The organism is [Phormidium] sp. LEGE 05292 (assembly GCF_015207735.1).
GTDB lineage: Bacteria > Cyanobacteriota > Cyanobacteriia > Cyanobacteriales > Aerosakkonemataceae > Floridanema.
Genome location: NZ_JADEWG010000130.1, coordinates 1 through 17,854 on the forward strand (window position 1 = coordinate 1; position 17,854 = coordinate 17,854).

Here is a 17,854-nt window from a genome sequence, read left to right on the forward strand (position 1 = left end):
TTCTGTTTCTTGACTTTCTTCTACTATAACTCCTGGTAGGTTTAGCAACTTAGTCAGTAATCTATTCTTCATCTCTTTGATGCTTAACACTTCCCTAATAATTTAGCACAGTAAGTACGGAAGAACCAGATTTCCTGAAGTTTTGCCGCTGGCGCTAGAAGCTTCTATCGTAGCAGTTGAGAAACGTGACTATAATGTTTTAATGTCTTTAGTTAGTAAGTTAACTAAGACATTTCTGCCACAGGTACTAGAAACATTAGAGGAATTTAATCAAGAAGAGCGTGCTTATATTTTATGTATTTTAGCTGGTAGATTTCCTGAAGTTTTGCCGCAGGCATTAGAAGCCGTTCAAGTTCAACTAGAGTTATCAGGTTACCTTAACATAGAAGCTTTTAATAGTTTATATTTAACAGAACTCATGCCAGATAATTTACTGATTAATGCTCTTGAGCTTACTGCTAGAATTGATGAAGTATCATTGCGTATTGAAGCCTATAATACTATAATACCTCGGTTAATAAGAAGTAAAAATAAATTAAATTTATGGAAAAATCTTTTGCATTTTTTATCTAAGCGTAGCCGTTCAGGTTTATTACAAGAATTGGCAATTTTTACGCCATTAATTTTTGCAATAGGTGGTATACCTGCATTAAGAGAAACATCTGAAGCTATTAATAAAGTAACGAAATGGTGGAATTAGAAATAGCTGTGCAATTCACTAAAAACGATGACTGAAACTGTTGCAACACAATTAAAAGCGCTCGCCTTTGAGCGCGGTCTCGAAAGACTCACCGAAGGCTTTATAGGTCGAGAGTGGGTTTTTGAGGAAATTGAGCGATGGTTGCAACAAGAAAATCAAAGGTTCTTCATTTTGACTGGAGAACCGGGAGTGGGCAAAAGTACGATCGCCGCTCACCTCATTCAAACCCGCAAGGACATCGTTGCTTATCACTTGTGTCAAGCCGCAGAATTGGAAACCTTGAAACCGGGACGGATTTTGCGATCGCTTACAGCTCAACTGATGGAAACTGTGCCAGACTACGGTCTAGCGTTGCTCAATACGATTAAGGCAACCTTGGAAGCTGATGTCAAAATCCAGGTTAAGCAAGCCAGTGATAGCAAGATTAGAGAAGTCTACATTGAAAACCTGAATCCAAGTGACCTGGAAAAAGAAGACTTGGAGAATGTACTGGATATTCTGATCCGGGCACCCTTGGCAGCGTTGCCTAAAATCTACGACGAGCGCCACAAGCCTGCTCCAGAACGAGCAGTTTTCCTGATTGATGCCCTGGATGTGGCAGTCTCAACCGAAGACGCTGCACAGGATGATGAAGACATTGTGACATTGCTAGCAGCCTTGTTGGAGGATGAAAGTTTACCATGCTGGGTTCGATTTATTCTCACCTCGCGTCCAGATCGGAGAGTGTTGCGAGAGTTTGAACCCCTCCAACCCTACAAGCTGGAGGAAATGTCCCAGCAGAATCTGGGAGATATTCGGCACTACATCCAGAAACCACTTGCAGAACCCGCCTTTCACAATCAGCTAGAAGCAGCTCAGATGTCCTCCCAAACACTGGTGGATGAGTTGACCCAGCTTTCAATGGGTAACTTTCGGTACGTCCAATTTCTACTCGATGACCTCGAAGCTGGAAAACACTCATTGAACAATCTAGCAGTTTTGCCTGAGAGTTTGGCTGAAACTTACGCCAAGGATTTATCAAAGTGGTTTTCTGTCGATGAGTTGGCGGAACGATGCCAAAAAATCCTGAAGGTATTAGCAAGCGCTCAGGAACCTTTGACTGAAGACCAGTTAGTTAGCTTGACCGGAATTCGACCCAGGTTGGTGCGGCAAGACTTGTGGGGACTGAGACAGTTTTTGGATGTTGGTTACATTGGGGAAGGTGAGAACACCCATGAAACCTTCGCCATCTTTCATCCCTCGTTGCGAGAGTACTTACTGAACCTGGAGTAAATGAATGGTTTCCTCTACACTCAATCGTCTGGCTCCTATTGATTTTACCCGCTACATCGATCGCCTGACCGAACGCTTCACCGGACGGGAATGGCTGTTTGAGCAGATTGACGGTTGGTTGCAACAGGGCAATGAGCAGTTCTACCTCCTGACGGGTGAACCAGGCGTTGGCAAGAGTGCGATCGCGGCTGAACTGACCCAAATCCGTAGTGATATCGCCGCCTATCACTTCTGTCGGGCTGGGGATGTGGAAACAGTTAGACCAGGGCGAGTATTGCGATCGCTGGCAGCTCAACTGGGGAAAACTCTGCCGCGTTACGGTGAAGCTCTAGCAAAGACGATTGACCCGATTCACCTGCGGATTGATGTCAACATCAATATTGACTCCCTAAGCAATAGCCAGGTGACGGGCATTTACATTGAGAATCTCAAAGAGAGCGACCCCAAAGACGAACTGGGGATTTTGCTGCGGGCACCACTAGCAGCACTCCCTGACCTCTATGCCGAACATAACGAACCCCTCCCAACTCTGAAGATACTTCTGATTGACTCGCTGGATGAGGCAGTGACCACAACCGGAAGAGACAACATGGCAACCCTGCTGGCAGCCTTGTCTCAAGCAGATGGGCTACCCTCTTGGATTCGGTTTATCCTCACAGCACGTCCAGATTTACGAGTCTTGCAACAGTTTGAGTTGATGAAGCTCTACAAGCTAGAGGAACTGTTGGCGCATAACTTGGAGGATATTGAGCGATATGTGCAAGGTCGAGTACAGGAATTAGTGGTACAGCCAGAGTCACAATTCCAGGCTCGACTAGAGCAAGCTGAGCTTTCTGCTGAAACCCTAGTACGGGAAGTTAAAGAGCTTTCCAAAGGCAACTTTCTGTACACTCGCCTACTGATGGATGGGATTGGCACAGGTGAGCTATCTGTGAAAAACCTGTCTATCTTGCCCAAAACCCTCAATGAAGTGTATCAACGGTTTCTTCGGCATCGCTGCCCCTTCCGCAAGTGGAGCGATCGCTATCAGTCAATTTTAGGAACGCTGACGGTTACTCAAGAGGCAGTTACTCAAGAACGGTTGGTGAAGTTTACAGGTGTTGATTCTAAACAGGTGCAAGATGCGATCGGTATTTTACAACAGTTTTTGGATGAAGCTGAGGATAAGCAGGGACAAAAGCGCTATGCGATTTTTCACCAATCGCTGCGAGAGTATTTGCTCGATAAAAAACATAATCAAGATTTTTGGTGTGATGCGAAGGAGCAGCATGACCTCATTATTGCCTGCTTTGAGAAAGAATCTGAGTCTTGGCAGGATTTGAAGGCGATCGATTTGTATGGCTTGCGTCATTTAGCACAACATTTGGTGCAGGGCAATCGGGTTGAGCAGTTGCATCTGCTGCTGAGTGCAGAAAAAAAAGGTCGCAATGCCTGGTTTGAGGCAAAAGATGACTTTGCAGAAACAGCAGGATTTCTGGCAGATGTGGAACTGGCATGGTCACAAGCGGATGAGGCGTACGATCGCGAACCAGGGAAAAGCATTGGGTTACAGTGCCGCTATGCGTTAATTAAAGCGTCAATTAATACACTTGCAGGAATTCCAAAAGAGCTAATGGTTGTTCTCATTAAACATAATTACTGGAAACCTGCTAAGGCTTTAGCTTATGCTTGTCAGATTGCAGACCTACAGAAGAGGGTTGATACCTTGGCAGCACTAGCAGCTCAACTGCCCAATTCAGAGCCATTGAAATATCAAATTTTCCAGATAGCATTGAAAACTATTGAGTCAATTCAGGATGAAACCTCCCGTGCCCAAACCCTTACAACACTGGGAGATAAACTGCCCTCAGAACTACTTTCTCAAGCTTTGGGGGTAGCTTTATCTATTAAGGACGCATACTATCGTGTTCTAGCTCTCACAGCACTAGGAGATAAACTACCTGAGGCAATACCCGAAGCTTTAGATGCAGCTCAATCCATTTATGGTGGAGAATTTATTGCTGGGGCCCTTATACCGCTATTAGACAGATTACCTCCAGAACTGCTTCCTAAGGCTTTAGAGGTAACTTTATCTATCGAGTACACAGATTATCGTGCTCAAACCCTCATAGCGCTAGGTGATAAACTACCTGAAGCACTTCCTAAAGCTCTAGAGACAGCTTTATCTATTGAGTATCCAGAAGCTCGTGCTCAAGCCCTCACAATGCTGTTTGACAAATTGCCTTTAGAACTGCGTCCTAAAGCTTTAGAAGCAGCTCTGTCTATTAATGATGATTACCGTCGTATACAAGCCCTTACAGCACTGTTTGATAAACTGCCTCCAGAACTGTGTGTTCGAGCTTTGGAGGCAGCTCTATCTATCCACGATGATACCTTTCGTGCTTATGTTCTCACAGTATTAGGGGATAAGCTGCCTGAGGCACTTTCAAAAGCTTTAGAGGCGGCTCTATCTATTGATGATCAGTACTATAGCGCCCAAGCATTAATATTGCTGATTGACAAGCTGCCTTCAGAACTACTTCTTAAAGTTTTAGATGCAGCTCAATCTATTCAGCGTCAGGATTCTTGTGCTGATTTGCTATCAGCGCTAATTAATAGGTTGCCAACTGAACTACTGCCTAAAGCTCTAGATGCAACTCAATCTATTGAGAGTGATTTTTGTCGTGCTCAAGCACTAACAGCGCTGGCAGATAAACTACCTTTAGAGATGCTTTTCAAAGCTTTAGACACAGCTTTATCTATCCAACGTGAAGACTCTCTTGTCCAGGCATTAACAGTACTGGTTCACAAACTGCCCTCAGAGCTGCTTTGCAAAGTTATAGATGTAGTGCAGCATATTCAGAGCCAAGAATACCGTACACAGGTTCTCATAGCACTAGCAGATAGGCTGCCTGAGGTACTTCCCAAAGCCCTAGAGGCAGCTCTGTCCATTGATGATGAATACCATCGTGTACAAGCCCTCATAGTACTAGCAGAGAAGCTGCCTGAGGCACTTCCCAAAGCCCTAGAGGCAGCTCTATCCATTCAGAATGAAGATTCTGTTACTCAAGCATTAACGGCGCTATCTTCCCATCTAGTCAATGCTCCAGATCAATTCATCCTCTGGAAAGATTTGCTCCATTTTCTTTCCCATAGACTCCGACCTCAGTTGTTGAATGATATGGAGTTTCTAACTCCTGTACTTTGTGCTTTAGGCGGTGAAGTTGCTACCGCAGAAACTACTCAAGCCATTCAAGATGTAGGTCGTTGGTGGAAGTAAGAAGTAAAGTTATTCCTAAATTTATAGAGTAAAACACTTTAACTCACATTCGACAGGTCTGTTAGACTATATTTCGGTGTGAAAATTGAGTTAAAAGGGAAATATTATTTCAAACAATTAGAGAGATGTAATCTATTTTTAAGCTAGGTGATTACCATCTTGTTACGGTTTTGAATGTGTTTGCAGAAAAATGCCTAACAAGTTTTTTCAAAAAGCACTATAGTATTGGCAATTCAAGATGTGGGATTGTATGCTAAAGCAATTCTAGTATTAATTCCGCAAGTGTTGCAATTATGAACTACCCAGATATTTAACACTTCGCTTCAAACCCTACACTCACTATCTAGCCGCGATCATGCTGTAGCATTACAAGAATTGAAAATTATAGCCCCAGTTATTGCCTCAATTGGAGACAAGGCTACTGAGACAGAAGTGGTTGATGAGTTGCAAAAGGTGTGCAGTTGGTGGATTTGATGCTATCTACATATATTAGCTCATGACATTACTGAACTTCAAATCGGGAATCAGCTTCACAGAGTATGCCAGCGATCACATCCCTAACTTTACAGGTCGAGAGTGGGTATTCCAAAAGGTTTATGATTGGCTATTCAATACTTCTCGCTACTTCCTCCTGACTGGTAAACCTGGAAGTGGCAAGACAGCGATCGCTGAAGCCCACACTCAATTTTCATAAAGCAAAGAGTCTATTATTTTAACTCTTCTACTCTAATGAATACCCAAAACTTACCCTGTTGCCTATAAAGAAAGTAAGTTTTTGGTTAAACTTGAATAACTCTAACTTTTCCAGGCATTCTTTGGATATTTTTGAGAGTTCCAGGAGAGTTATCCTTGAGAATAGCCAAACCATAATCTGCAATAGAACACCGAGACCCGATCGCGCTCTGTATAAGAACCATTAACCTTTACAGTGACAGCCCAATAAAAAAATAATCCCGGCAGGCTCTTACGCCATGCCAGGATAGATTTGTGAAAACTAACAAACTATTAACACTTGATATCCACAATTTTCTAAACAGCTTTTCACACCTTGCCAAGTCAAGCCTTCTTCAGGTAACAAAGGAATCGTCAAACTACCCGTAAATCCATAATCGCCTTCTTGCTTGACTACACAAAAATCAGCTTGTCTGAGAGTTTTAATAGCACGTTGCGAAAGCATTCCGACAACGTTAGCAGCATGGTGAGAAACCGTGATAGTAAGCATGGGATTTTCCCCAATTCATCACGGTTAAAAGCTCGTCAGAGCCAAATGCGCCGATTCTACTCAGGAGTTGGTTACTTGATTAAAACTTGTTCTGCTGAACGATTTTGGGTCTTCTTTAGTTCGGGCTTTCAACGAAGTTAATTTTTGCTCACAATAAAGTCATTAAAGAACTACACAGTTGTGGGAATGGCTACTGACTGCGTAGTATTCAGCGTTACTACAATAATGCCCAATAGGGCGATCGCAAACTGAAGTATTTTAATGTAGCATCATTTGTTGCCATGCCAGCGAAAAAAGAAAACAATGGATGTGGATGTGCGAGTATTCCATTTTCATTAATCATAGTTTTATTTGGATTTGGTTATTGGGGCTTTACCAATATTGATAAGGTAGATCTCGGCAAATTTCTACTTAATAATCAACAGCCAACCCCGGAAAATTTAACTCCTGCACCGACAAAGCAAACACCTGTTATTAATTCTCCCGTAGGACGAATTATTCCGACTCCGACAGCAACAAATAAACCACAAATTACACCATTACCAGTAACTCCTAAGCAATCACCATCAACTCAAACAGCTTGGGAGAAAAAGGAAATTAGAGGAATTTATTTAAGTCGGTATCAAGCAACTAATAATGCTGATGAAAAAACGATTCGCGAACGAGTTCGTTATGATAGCTCTCAAGGAATAAATACAATTATTCATGGAGTATGGGGAAACGGTTGTACAATGTATAAAAGCGATGTAATGCAACAAACATTCGGATATAAAAGTTGTCCCAACCAATTTAAAGAGCAATGGTTAGAATGGTTGATTGATGAGGCGCATAAGCAGGGAATGCAAGTCCATGCTTATTTTGAAAAGGGGATTAAAATTGACAAAAATAGCCCTATATTTGATGAAGCAATTGCTAAAAGATGGATTGTACCAGGGGTTGATAAAACCTATCCAGGTATCGAACATTATGTACTAGATGTGGAGATACCAGAAGTTGCTAATCTTTTCAAGAAAATCTTAGTAGAATTTGTCCAAAAGTATCCTACAATTGATGCAGTTCAATGGGATGATTACTTAGGTTATCATGCTGATTTACCGGGGAAAGTCGATCGCACCACCCATTTAACAACTTTTGTCAGGCAAATGAGAGATGACATGAAAAAAGCTAATCTAAATGTTAGTTTCGATTTATGCCATCATAATCCTTATTGGGGTAAACGTTATTTTGCGGCTGATTGGGAAAATTGGGATGCCGTTCGCGAAGCGTACCGTAAGGTGTATAGAGTTTTCATTCAAACTTATAACGATGCTAATTTTAACCAAGAGCTAGTTTATGCCGAGAAATATGAAGGAGTAGCTATCTCAGACGAGCAGTTGTATCGGTTAAAAGAACTGATGAATAATCCTAAAATTAAGAGCGTTTTAGTGTTTCCCTCAGAGGGAAAACCAGAAGAAACTGCTGCTCTTGTTAAAAAGCTTACTGTCAATAAATAACAGTTATTTTCAGACAAATTTCCTGGTACATACTCGGTTAATTTTAATCAGGGTGAATTTCAGGAAATTCGAGGGTAATTTGCATAATTTATGCTCCTGAAAGTTAAAGATATTTCATTCAATTATTCAATATTTTCGGGAGCGTTGCTCTGTGAAGGTAAAAAATCAGCATTCAGAACTTCTTCTACTGTAAAGGGAGACTCAGGGGGAAATATCTCAATAGATAAACCTGTTTCACCTGCGGCTAGTTTCCTAGCATTTTGATACGATTCACTAAAAATTTCCTCAAAAAAGCGATATAAACTCGGACTGGTTTTGAAAGCATCTTCAAGGCGTATACGATGTTCTATAATGGTGTAAAGCCAACTATTTGTTTGCTTTTCCGGCTGATATTTATACTTGAGTAAGCGCATTAAAAATACCCTTAAATTACTTTTTAAAGCATTTTTATCGCTTCTCCCCATACTTTCCAGTTCCTCTAGTAAATTTTCTAGATCTATTTCGGTAAACTTTCCCTGTTTTAATAAATTGATATTTGTTTGTAACCATAGATAAAAATCCTGTTCGTAAAGGGATGTTATTGCAGTTGTTATTGATTGAATATTTGTCATTTTGTTTGGCTTCCTTTCTCTTTTCTACATAATTTTAACAAATTCCTGAATCTATCGCCCTAGTAAAGAAATAGCATTTACTAAAGGATTAGATTGGGGTCATAGTTTTCTAATTGAGCGATCGAATCTTCAATTTCTGCTATAATAGTTTTGTCTAGCTGTACGTTGGTAATGGGAAAGTCATCTTTATGAGATTGAATCAAATCAAGCACAGCAAATAATTTTTCCTTTAACAAGAATCGATTACTTAAGAGTTAACAGCTAGCAATTAAAACCTACAAGATTTATCATTCAGGAAAAAGGTCTAGTAATCAATTATTATTTATGAGCAATACAGAAGTAGTCGTAATTGGTAGCGGAATTGGCGGTTTAAGTTGTGCGGCAATATTAGCACGTTATGGTATCGATGTTACGGTAGTAGAAAGCCATTCTATAGCAGGTGGTGCGGCTCATGCTTTTGAACGCAATGGCTATAAATTTGAATCTGGGCCATCATTATATTCTGGTTTATCTTACAGCCCTTCTCCTAATCCTTTACGCCAAGTTTTAGATGCCATTGGGGAAGATTTACCCTGCATAAATTACAATACTTGGGGTTGCTATCTCCCAGAAGGTTATTTTGATGCTCAAGTTGGTGCCGATCAATTTTGTGAAATATTGTACAAGTTTCGGGGAGAACAAGCTGTAATTCAATGGCGTAAACTACAAGAAATTATGGCACCTTTGGGTAAGAGCGCGCTCGCTCTCCCTCCCGCTGCTCTCCGCTACGATTTAGGAGCAGTATTAACAGTAGGTAAATTCGCACCATCTCTTCTACAAAACGCCACCAATGTAATTAAATTAACCGGGCCATTTTCCCGAATTATTGATGATGTAATTACAGATTCATTTATTCGTAATTGGTTAGATTTATTATGTTTTTTGCTATCAGGATTACCTGCAAATGGTACAATTGCTGCCGAAGTAGCATTCATGTTTGCAGATTGGTATCGTCCCAATGTTAAGTTAGATTATCCCATTGGTGGCAGTGGTGCAATAGTTGATGCCTTGGTAAGAGGATTAACTAAACATGGGGGTAAATTGATTTTAAATGCTCATGTGGAGCAAGTTTTAGTAAAGAACGATCGGGCTGTCGGTGTAAGATTGCGAAATGGCAAAGAAATTACAGCAAATAAAGCAGTTGTTTCTAATGCTTCGATTTGGGATACTCTGAAACTAATTCCTGAAGGTGTTGTGCCAAAAAGATATGTTCAACAGCAACAAGCAATACCTGAATGTGATAGTTTTATGCACTTGCATTTAGGAATTGATGCTACAGGATTACAGAAAGATTTGGGAATTCACTATATTGTAGTGAATAATTGGGATAGAGGAATAACTGCGCCACAAAATGTCGTATTAATATCAATTCCTTCGGTTTTAGATTCATCTTTAGCACCAGCAGGTAAGCACGTTATTCATGTTTATACACCAGGTAATGAACCTTTTTCGATTTGGCAAGGAATGGAAAGGAACAGCAAAGAATATGCTTTGTTAAAACAAGAACGTGCCGAGGTAATGTGGCAAGCCTTAGAAAGAATTATTCCTGATATTCGCGATCGTACAGAAGTAACTTTGGTAGGTACTCCCCTGACTCACGCCAGGTTTTTACGTCGCCATCATGGTAGTTATGGGCCAGCAATTATGGCAGGTAAAGGGTTATTTCCTGGTGCGACTACACCTTTATCTGGATTGTTTTGTTGTGGAGATTCAATTTTTCCGGGGATTGGGTTGCCTGCGGTAGCTGCTAGTGGGATGATGGCAGCAAATACGATCGCTCCTGTCAACCAACATTTACAATTGCTTTTAGATATTCTTTAATCTAGTTACAAAAAATTTTAGTTGAAGTTACAATGTAATCCAAGCTGAGAATATTGCTAAAGAATGGACAAAAGCGGATAAGTGTAGTATTTTTCTCTGGAATAATGTTACTCAAGAATTTCAAATAATTTCGGAAAATAAAGACTTAATTTCTTATAATATTATTCTGGGGAATGATATTTTCTTATCTAGTCAAGTGTGGTTAACTGACCGAAGTTTAAATATTCCTTTTGATGCTTATTATCATTCGATATTTCAACCAGATAAATTGATTTTTGCTCAGCAAAAGTATCGATTATGTAGCTACCTGGGATTGCCTATAAGACCCAAGTCAGGCAAGCCAAAAATCGGAATAATTCAATTGTATAACAAGGACAAAATGGGAAATATGACTTTCAGAGAGCGGAAATACGCTCGAAAAAAGAACCAGATGTAGCTCCTTTACATTCTACAACTTATTGCTCACCTCCAGAACGGTGGCAAACAAGTTTTAGCCTTCTGGATGAAGAAATGATTACTATTTTTACCCATCGATTAGCTACCTTATTAGTTAATCGCTTTGGTGAAGTACTTCTATAGGGAAAAGTTTAGTGCAAAACTGATTATTGCTTGACACCTAATAACAGTGTTTCCATCTCTTGTGAAAATTTAGTGATTTAATCACTTTTGTTGCTATAGATTTGTGGAAATTTTAACATTAACTACTTAAGCGAAACATCAAAAAAGCCTTTTTGCCAAAAACTTCCGTCAAAGCAGCAGACAATTCAGATTCTTTAAGATGTATTCGTTGGGTTTTGAGTTCAGGAACATTGCGTAAAGCAATAGAAACATTACAATAATCAGCACTATCCTGCACAGAAAACAATCCCGCATTCTGGTGTAAGAAATCTGCTGTTGAATGATTGCATCGCGACAAAAACAGTTTCCACGCACTGGCATATTTCTTTTGCACATCAGGATTACCAACCGCAGGTAAAGTAGTCACACCCGCCTTAGTAGCAATTACCTGTTCTGATTTTGATTTTCGATTTTTGAGCTTTTGTTGTTCTAATAACTGACGTTTTTCCACAGCAGCTAAAGCAGCTAATCGGTTTTGATGTCTAACTTTTCCTTCTTGGTATAAATCCCAAGCAATTTTAGTGGATATGGTATTAGTTGGCTCCACTAACTTTACTATCCTCCGCCAATCTCCCAACGTGAAACTATCAATAATTTCAATGAACTCCTTGAAAATAGCACTGTAAATCTTCTCTGGTGTCAAAATAGAAGGTTGAGTTTTGATGAAGCGATAAACTTGGTTAATAATTGATGAAGTCGATTGCAGATTAATCTCCACTAACTCGGTGATCCTACCCACAGCCAAGCGTACTTTAACTCTGCCATGTGTAGCACCATCTCTTTCCTTAGTAGAAAAGGTCACAACACTACCACAAGCAGGACAAATAGCACGATGATGGCGAATGATGTAACCATTTTCGTCTATTTCCGCCTCAACTACTTTTAATTCATGTTCTAAAGGTCTAAAAATATGAGAACAAAACTCACACTTTCGTAAACCAATATGACGAGTAGCCGGAGGAATAGCTTCTAACGACCACTGATAATTATCATCAGGTAAACCGTGCTTTTTCCAGTTATCTGTGATATCTATAATCGTCGCTACAGATTTGGCTTCACTAGTTCGCAATGCACGCCCGACCATTTGTAACCAAAGTGTTAAACTTTCAGTTGGTCGCAAACAATAGATACAATCAATATGTTCGCAATCATAACCTTCTGTAAGGATTTCATAATTAGTTAACACTTGGGTTTTACCGGAAGCAAAGCGAGCGAGAATGTCAAACCTTTCATTGATAGGCGTATCTCCATCAAGATGTTCAGCCGGAATATTTTTCTCTCTAAAAGCTTGAGCAATATCTTTGCTATGTTGTACCGAAGCCGCATAAATTATGGTACGTTGTTTAGCAGCATATTGGAGATAATTTTGCACAACTTCGGAAATCCCTACTTGGGTAGTAACTGCTAAAGCTAAATCTCTGGAATTAAAATCTCTATCGTTTTTGGCTACTCCATAAGTAGAAATAGTTTTCTCGGTAGCAAACAAACGAAATTTGCTTAAATAGCCTTCGCGAATTAGTTTATCTGTAGAAACACCAATGATTAGCTCGTTAAATAATTCCGCAAATCCCTGTCCATCAATGCGTCTGGGTGTAGCGGTAACTCCGAGAATTAAAGAGTCCTGGTAATGAGCAATTAGTTGACGATATGAGGAAGCAGTGACGTGATGAGCTTCGTCAAAGATCACTAATCCAATATTTTCTGGTAATTGTTTGCGTCTAATTAAGGTTTGGATCGATGCTACTTGAATGGGGCGATCGGGAAAAGGTTTAATACCAGCTTTAATAATCCCAACAGGTACGCCAACAATCTTTTCTAATTTAGTGGCGGCTTGAGTAATCAGTTCCATCCGATGAGCAATGACTAAAACCTTTTGTGATTGATGGAAGAATTTATTACATATATGGGCGAAACAAATGGTTTTGCCAGCGCCACAGGGTAACTGTGCTAAAACACATCTGGCACCTTTTGCCCAAGAAGCAAAGATTTCTTCAATCCATTCAATTTGGTAGTCTCGCAGTGAGTATTTTGGTGTCGCATGGAGCATAGTTCTACAAATATAAGAAAGAAGCTAATCAGTTTCGCTTTAATCAATCTATTATCCTTGGTCAGACCACATTTGGGTAGGGGCGATCGCTCACAATAACCCTACCCCAAAGTTAGTGGAGGTGATATAATAGAGTTAATCAAACTTCCTCCACTAACCAACGAGATATGGACATCGCTGCCCGGATTGCCGCCCTCTATCAACAAATTGAACAAATCTTTTCCGAAGGGGAAGTAGCCGCACCTAACACTTGGATATCGAGTTTTGTGGTTCCCAAACCAGGTGGCAAGCATTACACTTACTACCGCCTGATGGAAGCTGCTCCCAAGTCGAGAAGTTCTGGTAAAAAGAAAGCCGCAAAGATGAAACGTTATCTCGGTATCCGTAAAAGTCCGAAATACAAGCGTGCTGAAGCTGCAATTGCACGGCGCAATCAAATACAAGTTCTAACCAGACGAATTAAGCAATTAGAACTATTGGCGTTAAAGGAAGAAGAGCAGAAGGCTACCGCCACGTCAACACACTCAGTAGTTAGTGGAGGTTATCCAACAGGGTCTATAACTCAACCTCCACTAACTAACCAGCCCACCGTTTGGCAGTGGCAGCAACTACAACAAGAATTAAACCGCCTTAACCAGCACACTCAGCAGTTAGTGGAGGCATTGAATCAAGAGAGAAGGTTCCGAGAAGCAATGATCCAAGAAATAGAGCGGCTTAAAGCTGCTATGGGTAGATGAGTTGAAAGAGCCATTTGCTGCTAACAAGCCTGACTGGAAGACAATCATTTTTTTATTGAAGGGGATTCTAAGGTTGAATTCCAGCATTTAATAGGTTTTTTTCAGCTACGACATATTCTTTGTGAGAATGTCTGTATAAAGCAAATCGCCCAAAAAACTATAACCCGCCTGCTCCAAATCCCCTGCCAAACAAAAAGTCAAACTCCGAATTCTAATCCTACCAACCCTAATATCCAACGGCTCAACTAAAGCCATCGGATACACCAAAATCGCATCTTCACACCCCTTTGCCTCAGCATAAGCTACCATCTGAGCAATGTCACTCGACGCAGGAGCAGTAGGAACTTTGTACTTAGTATCCAACACATATTTAGCTACCCCCGTTGCTATATCTTGCAACACCAAATCAACATCAAAATAGATATCCTTCCCTTCACAAACGTACAATCTTTCTTGAGATTTAATATCTAAACCCTGTGGCAATAAAATAGTTTCCCGATGTGCTTTCAACCACTCAGCTACAAACCGTTCGTAGAGTCGCGCCATGTCAACTAAAAAGGGTAACATCGCTCGCTCCCCCATCTCATAACTCGGCCCAATTTGCTCCAAAAAGAATCGACAAAGCGCGTGCAATAACCGATAATCTTCATTCAAACGGTTGTACTGTCGCCCCACACAAACTTGCGGACTCTTTGGCTGCAAAGTCACCAAACCCTGTAACAAATGATAAGCTCGGCGCACAATCGGTAACACCCGTTCCGTACACAAACCACTCCGAGCAATACACCAAACAGTCCAAGCTAAAATCTGATTTTCTTCTACATCTGCCGTGTGTTCCTCATAATCACACTGCACCTTAACATCCCAAGATTTACTAATAACTTGCCGTACATTAATACGTCCTCTTACATAAGGTAAATCCTCTGTTTTTGGCAGATAAGCACAATAAAATCCTTGACGACCTCGGTTAAGAATTCGACCAGCTAAAATCTCAGCCAATCGCTCATAAAAATCCGACAAACTTTGACAATCAAACAGCCCTTCTAAAAAGCGAAAACTCTTCAGGTCATAAGCATACTCCAACATCCCCAGGAGATTACTCAATTGCACTTTTGGACGCAAAGCCAAGTGTAAATCAGGCGTTAACGGAATATGTCCCACCCATCCTCGTGCAGTCAGTCGCCATCGGTACCCAGTCTTAGGAGAAGGGAAATCCACAGCTACCTGTTTCTCATAATTGCGCCACAAAGCTTCCCCCACCGCATCGGGAATTTCCGATCGCGCCAAAAACACCGGAACATATTCAACTAACTCAATTATTCGTGGAGATACTGCACTCATAGACCAACTTGCTGCTTCACCTTATCCCAACGAAACTGATTTACCTTACTCGGTTGGTCAAAAAAATACTCCTCCAAATATGGCTCAATTTCTAGTTTCCATATACTCTCAATTTGTGCGTTTATATCGGAACGCAGAAAGAAGCTAATACCGATTTCATAATGTGAATTTCCAATTTGTTGATTTAGCTGTTTTAATAATTGAATTAATCCCTCTACCGGGAAGCCACTTGCAGCGTGATAGCGAAGTAAAATTTCGTAGTTTGGGTAAAGAGAAATAAAAGCAAAGCGACGGCGCAGAGCATGGTCTACTAATGCAATTGAGCGGTCTGCCGTATTCATTGTACCAATAATCCGCACATTATCTGGAATGCTGAAAACTTTCCCAGATGCTAAAGAAATTTCTTCGTTACGATACTCCAATAAATACATCAATTCGCCAAAAACACGAGCCACATTAGCGCGGTTAATTTCATCAATAATCAAAACACAAATATTCTGACAATTACCTGCTTTCTGACAAAATTCCAAAAACCGTCCATCAACCAACGGGTAGTCTAATTCTCCATTTTTTCTCTGCGGACGGATACCTTGCACAAAGTCCTCATAAGCATAAGCTGGGTGAAACTGGACAACATCCATAAAACCATCACCACCACCAATTAAATGTTTAGCTAACTTCTTAGCAATATAAGTCTTCCCCGTGCCAGGTGGCCCATAAAAGATTGCTTGCTTGGTGCGCTCAAGCGCCTGTAACCAAAACTTTAATCTTTCTTCCTCAATTCCAGTATCTTTTGCACATTGGGCTAAGGTATATTCCGGTTGCAAATTCATTTCTTTAACATCCAAGGAAGACTCAATAACCTCATCTACTTGTGGTAATTCTTGACCAGAGAAATCATATTTATTAACGCCAACCAGCCAATGACAAAACATATCGAATAAGTCATCATCTCGCAAAGCTGGTACGCCTGGTATGTGCATATTAGGAGCCAATTCTTGAATCAGCTTACGTCCGGTCATGTTTATTTTTGGATAATCTGTTAGCTTTTGATTGTAAGAAGTATTAGCAAAGTAATTAATAACTTGTCGTGATTTGTTATTAATTAATAAAAAATCATCAGGTCGAAGTGCGTTAAGGATAGGGGTAAGCATTCCTGTCTGGAAACCTTTAGAATAAGTTAATTTGGAAAACTCCTGACAAGCTGCTGATAGTTGAGTTGGCTCTTTGTTGCAGCGATCGATAAAATATAAAATCGATACTGCTACATTCTGCCAATCTTCCGCCTTTGTCCACTTCGCCCCCTCAAACCATTCTTTTATATCTTTTGTGATAGCTGGAGCATGATGTATCCAAGCTCCTCTTTGAGCATTATTACCGCTTTTCCCATGAGGTAATAGTTGTAGTAAGACTGCTTCTGTTACGTCTTCTCCAGACTGGAATGCCGAAGATATCGCCTCAAAATTCCTTTTCCCCTGTTGACGCTGCTCATTATATGCGGCTGTATGACGTAACCCCGCAGGTGTTGGTGGATATGATGTAACAAATTCCCGAAACAATTTAACAAATTCAGCAGTATTTTTTAATATCATAGAGTATTTGTAATTTCACAAATAATTTAATAGTTTACTCAATCACTCCAGGTTTTCTTGGTCAGTCATGATTGCTGTTTGAGCTTCTCCTAAAGCCTTGATAATCTCATATTCTTTCTCTTCCAAATAACGATAACTTTGGGGAGGACGCAAATAAGACAACTTTTCTTGTAAGCGTTCTAATTCAACAGGATTTTCAAAAAGACTAATATTTTTAATCTGAATACCGACAATTACTGAAGCTCCTTCATAATAACTATTAAATTCTTGTTTAGTAATGCCTACACTGTCTTGGAACTTATTCCAAAAGTTTTTAAGTTCTTTACGAGATACTTCTCTTTCAATCACATCCTCAACCTCAAATGAACCTAGAAAAACCTTTGCCGGAGATGAAACATAAACTAGAACAATATCTCCCTCTTTCAACCGAGTCCGCACCCTTCGCAACTCTACTTTCTTGGTTTTAGTCTCGAAGATTTGTTTAGCATATTTAGGTTTAATTGAGAGGAGAAGTATAGTAAACAACATAAGAATTCAACTTTTGGTTGAAGCAGGAATTCCTAAATTATACACTTTGATAAAGCATTCAGTTGAAATTTTTTCTGACCACTGAAAGTCATAATCTTTTCCGCCAATTTCCCGAACTTCTTCTAACATAATAGGACTGTCAAATAGCTCTATATCACTAAAGCGAATTGCCATTATATTACCTTGCTTGTCTCGCTTTATATTCTCAATGTCGTTCAATTTATATACTCCTAATTGTTGGAAACGTTGATAAAGTTCCTTGGGCTTGCCAATGATAGTTTCATCCACATAAGAGCAGGCTCGTACAGATTGGACTTCATGAAATCCTTTACCTTTGCCTTCTTTCTGCGTCCCGCTTACATACCAGAGAATTCGACAGGGAACTTGTAATCTTCTGAGGTTCTGTATAGCGGGTCTTCCGGCATCATGGGGTAAAATGTAGTTAGCACTACATTTTACCCGAAAAGGACGATGGATTTTCATCTAGATACCTTATTAAACTTACCAAACGTTACAGTTTTCACTGCTTATGAAAAAGAAGGATTCTTCATTTTAAAATTAGAGTTGTTAAACG

15 protein-coding genes are annotated in these 17,854 nt (G+C 40.2%); 7 read left to right on the forward strand and 8 right to left on the reverse strand.

All coding sequences use genetic code 11. The features are described 5' to 3' along the window. Nucleotides 1-142: 142 nt before the first annotated feature. From IQ264_RS25275 to IQ264_RS25290, 4 genes are all read left to right on the forward strand, one after another. The gene (locus IQ264_RS25275; protein ID WP_193984106.1) at nt 143-700 is read left to right on the forward strand and encodes a hypothetical protein; all 558 of its coding nucleotides are present in this window, start codon (nt 143-145) and stop codon (nt 698-700) included. Between the two features lie 27 nt (nt 701-727). Beyond that, nucleotides 728-1,972 (forward strand): NACHT domain-containing protein, encoded by a 1,245-nt coding sequence (locus IQ264_RS25280; protein WP_193984108.1) that lies wholly within the window; start codon nt 728-730, stop codon nt 1,970-1,972. 4 nt (nt 1,973-1,976) lie between these two features. After that, a complete protein-coding gene (locus tag IQ264_RS25285; RefSeq protein ID WP_193984110.1) occupies nt 1,977-5,231 on the forward strand; it encodes a hypothetical protein in 3,255 nt (1,084 codons plus the stop codon). A 496-nt stretch (nt 5,232-5,727) separates the two neighbouring features. After that, the gene (locus IQ264_RS25290) at nt 5,728-5,925 is read left to right on the forward strand and encodes a hypothetical protein (protein WP_193984112.1); all 198 of its coding nucleotides are present in this window, start codon (nt 5,728-5,730) and stop codon (nt 5,923-5,925) included. 300 nt (nt 5,926-6,225) lie between these two features. Here the strand turns inward: IQ264_RS25290 and IQ264_RS25295 are convergent, their stop codons facing one another. Then, complete coding sequence (locus IQ264_RS25295; protein WP_193984114.1) at nt 6,226-6,453, reverse strand: hypothetical protein; 228 nt, start codon at nt 6,451-6,453, stop codon at nt 6,226-6,228. 281 nt (nt 6,454-6,734) lie between these two features. On the opposite strand from IQ264_RS25295, the gene IQ264_RS25300 reads away from it, so the two are divergent. Further along, the gene (locus IQ264_RS25300; RefSeq protein ID WP_193984116.1) at nt 6,735-7,946 is read left to right on the forward strand and encodes a family 10 glycosylhydrolase; all 1,212 of its coding nucleotides are present in this window, start codon (nt 6,735-6,737) and stop codon (nt 7,944-7,946) included. 122 nt (nt 7,947-8,068) lie between these two features. Here IQ264_RS25300 and IQ264_RS25305 read toward each other — a convergent pair whose 3' ends face one another. Together IQ264_RS25305 and IQ264_RS25310 are read right to left on the reverse strand one after the other, a co-directional pair. Then, the gene (locus IQ264_RS25305; RefSeq protein ID WP_193984118.1) at nt 8,069-8,557 is read right to left on the reverse strand and encodes a DUF29 domain-containing protein; all 489 of its coding nucleotides are present in this window, start codon (nt 8,555-8,557) and stop codon (nt 8,069-8,071) included. A gap of 80 nt (nt 8,558-8,637) precedes the next feature. After that, a complete protein-coding gene (locus IQ264_RS25310) occupies nt 8,638-8,793 on the reverse strand; it encodes a hypothetical protein (protein WP_193984120.1) in 156 nt (51 codons plus the stop codon). An 88-nt stretch (nt 8,794-8,881) separates the two neighbouring features. On the opposite strand from IQ264_RS25310, the gene IQ264_RS25315 reads away from it, so the two are divergent. Further along, nucleotides 8,882-10,417: a phytoene desaturase family protein gene (locus IQ264_RS25315; protein WP_193984122.1), complete on the forward strand. Its 1,536-nt coding sequence runs from the start codon at nt 8,882-8,884 to the stop codon at nt 10,415-10,417. 697 nt (nt 10,418-11,114) lie between these two features. Here the strand turns inward: IQ264_RS25315 and IQ264_RS25320 are convergent. Further along, nucleotides 11,115-13,082 (reverse strand): DEAD/DEAH box helicase, encoded by a 1,968-nt coding sequence (locus IQ264_RS25320; protein WP_193984124.1) that lies wholly within the window; start codon nt 13,080-13,082, stop codon nt 11,115-11,117. A gap of 167 nt (nt 13,083-13,249) precedes the next feature. Here IQ264_RS25320 and IQ264_RS25325 point away from each other — a divergent pair, with 167 nt between their 5' ends. After that, nucleotides 13,250-13,819: a hypothetical protein gene (locus tag IQ264_RS25325; RefSeq protein ID WP_193984125.1), complete on the forward strand. Its 570-nt coding sequence runs from the start codon at nt 13,250-13,252 to the stop codon at nt 13,817-13,819. 105 nt (nt 13,820-13,924) lie between these two features. Here IQ264_RS25325 and IQ264_RS25330 read toward each other — a convergent pair whose 3' ends face one another. From IQ264_RS25330 to IQ264_RS25345, 4 genes are read right to left on the reverse strand one after another with little or no spacing between them, the layout of a single operon-like run. After that, nucleotides 13,925-15,160, reverse strand: coding sequence for an McrC family protein (locus IQ264_RS25330; protein WP_193984127.1), 1,236 nt, complete (start codon nt 15,158-15,160; stop codon nt 13,925-13,927). Then, complete coding sequence (locus tag IQ264_RS25335; RefSeq protein WP_193984129.1) at nt 15,157-16,752, reverse strand: McrB family protein; 1,596 nt, start codon at nt 16,750-16,752, stop codon at nt 15,157-15,159. Before IQ264_RS25335 ends, IQ264_RS25330 begins: the two co-directional genes overlap by 4 nt. A gap of 42 nt (nt 16,753-16,794) precedes the next feature. Then, nucleotides 16,795-17,280: a hypothetical protein gene (locus IQ264_RS25340; protein ID WP_193984131.1), complete on the reverse strand. Its 486-nt coding sequence runs from the start codon at nt 17,278-17,280 to the stop codon at nt 16,795-16,797. A gap of 6 nt (nt 17,281-17,286) precedes the next feature. Then, on the reverse strand, nt 17,287-17,763 hold the full coding sequence (locus IQ264_RS25345) for a hypothetical protein (protein ID WP_193984133.1): 477 nt from the start codon (nt 17,761-17,763) through the stop codon (nt 17,287-17,289). Nucleotides 17,764-17,854 lie beyond the last annotated feature (91 nt).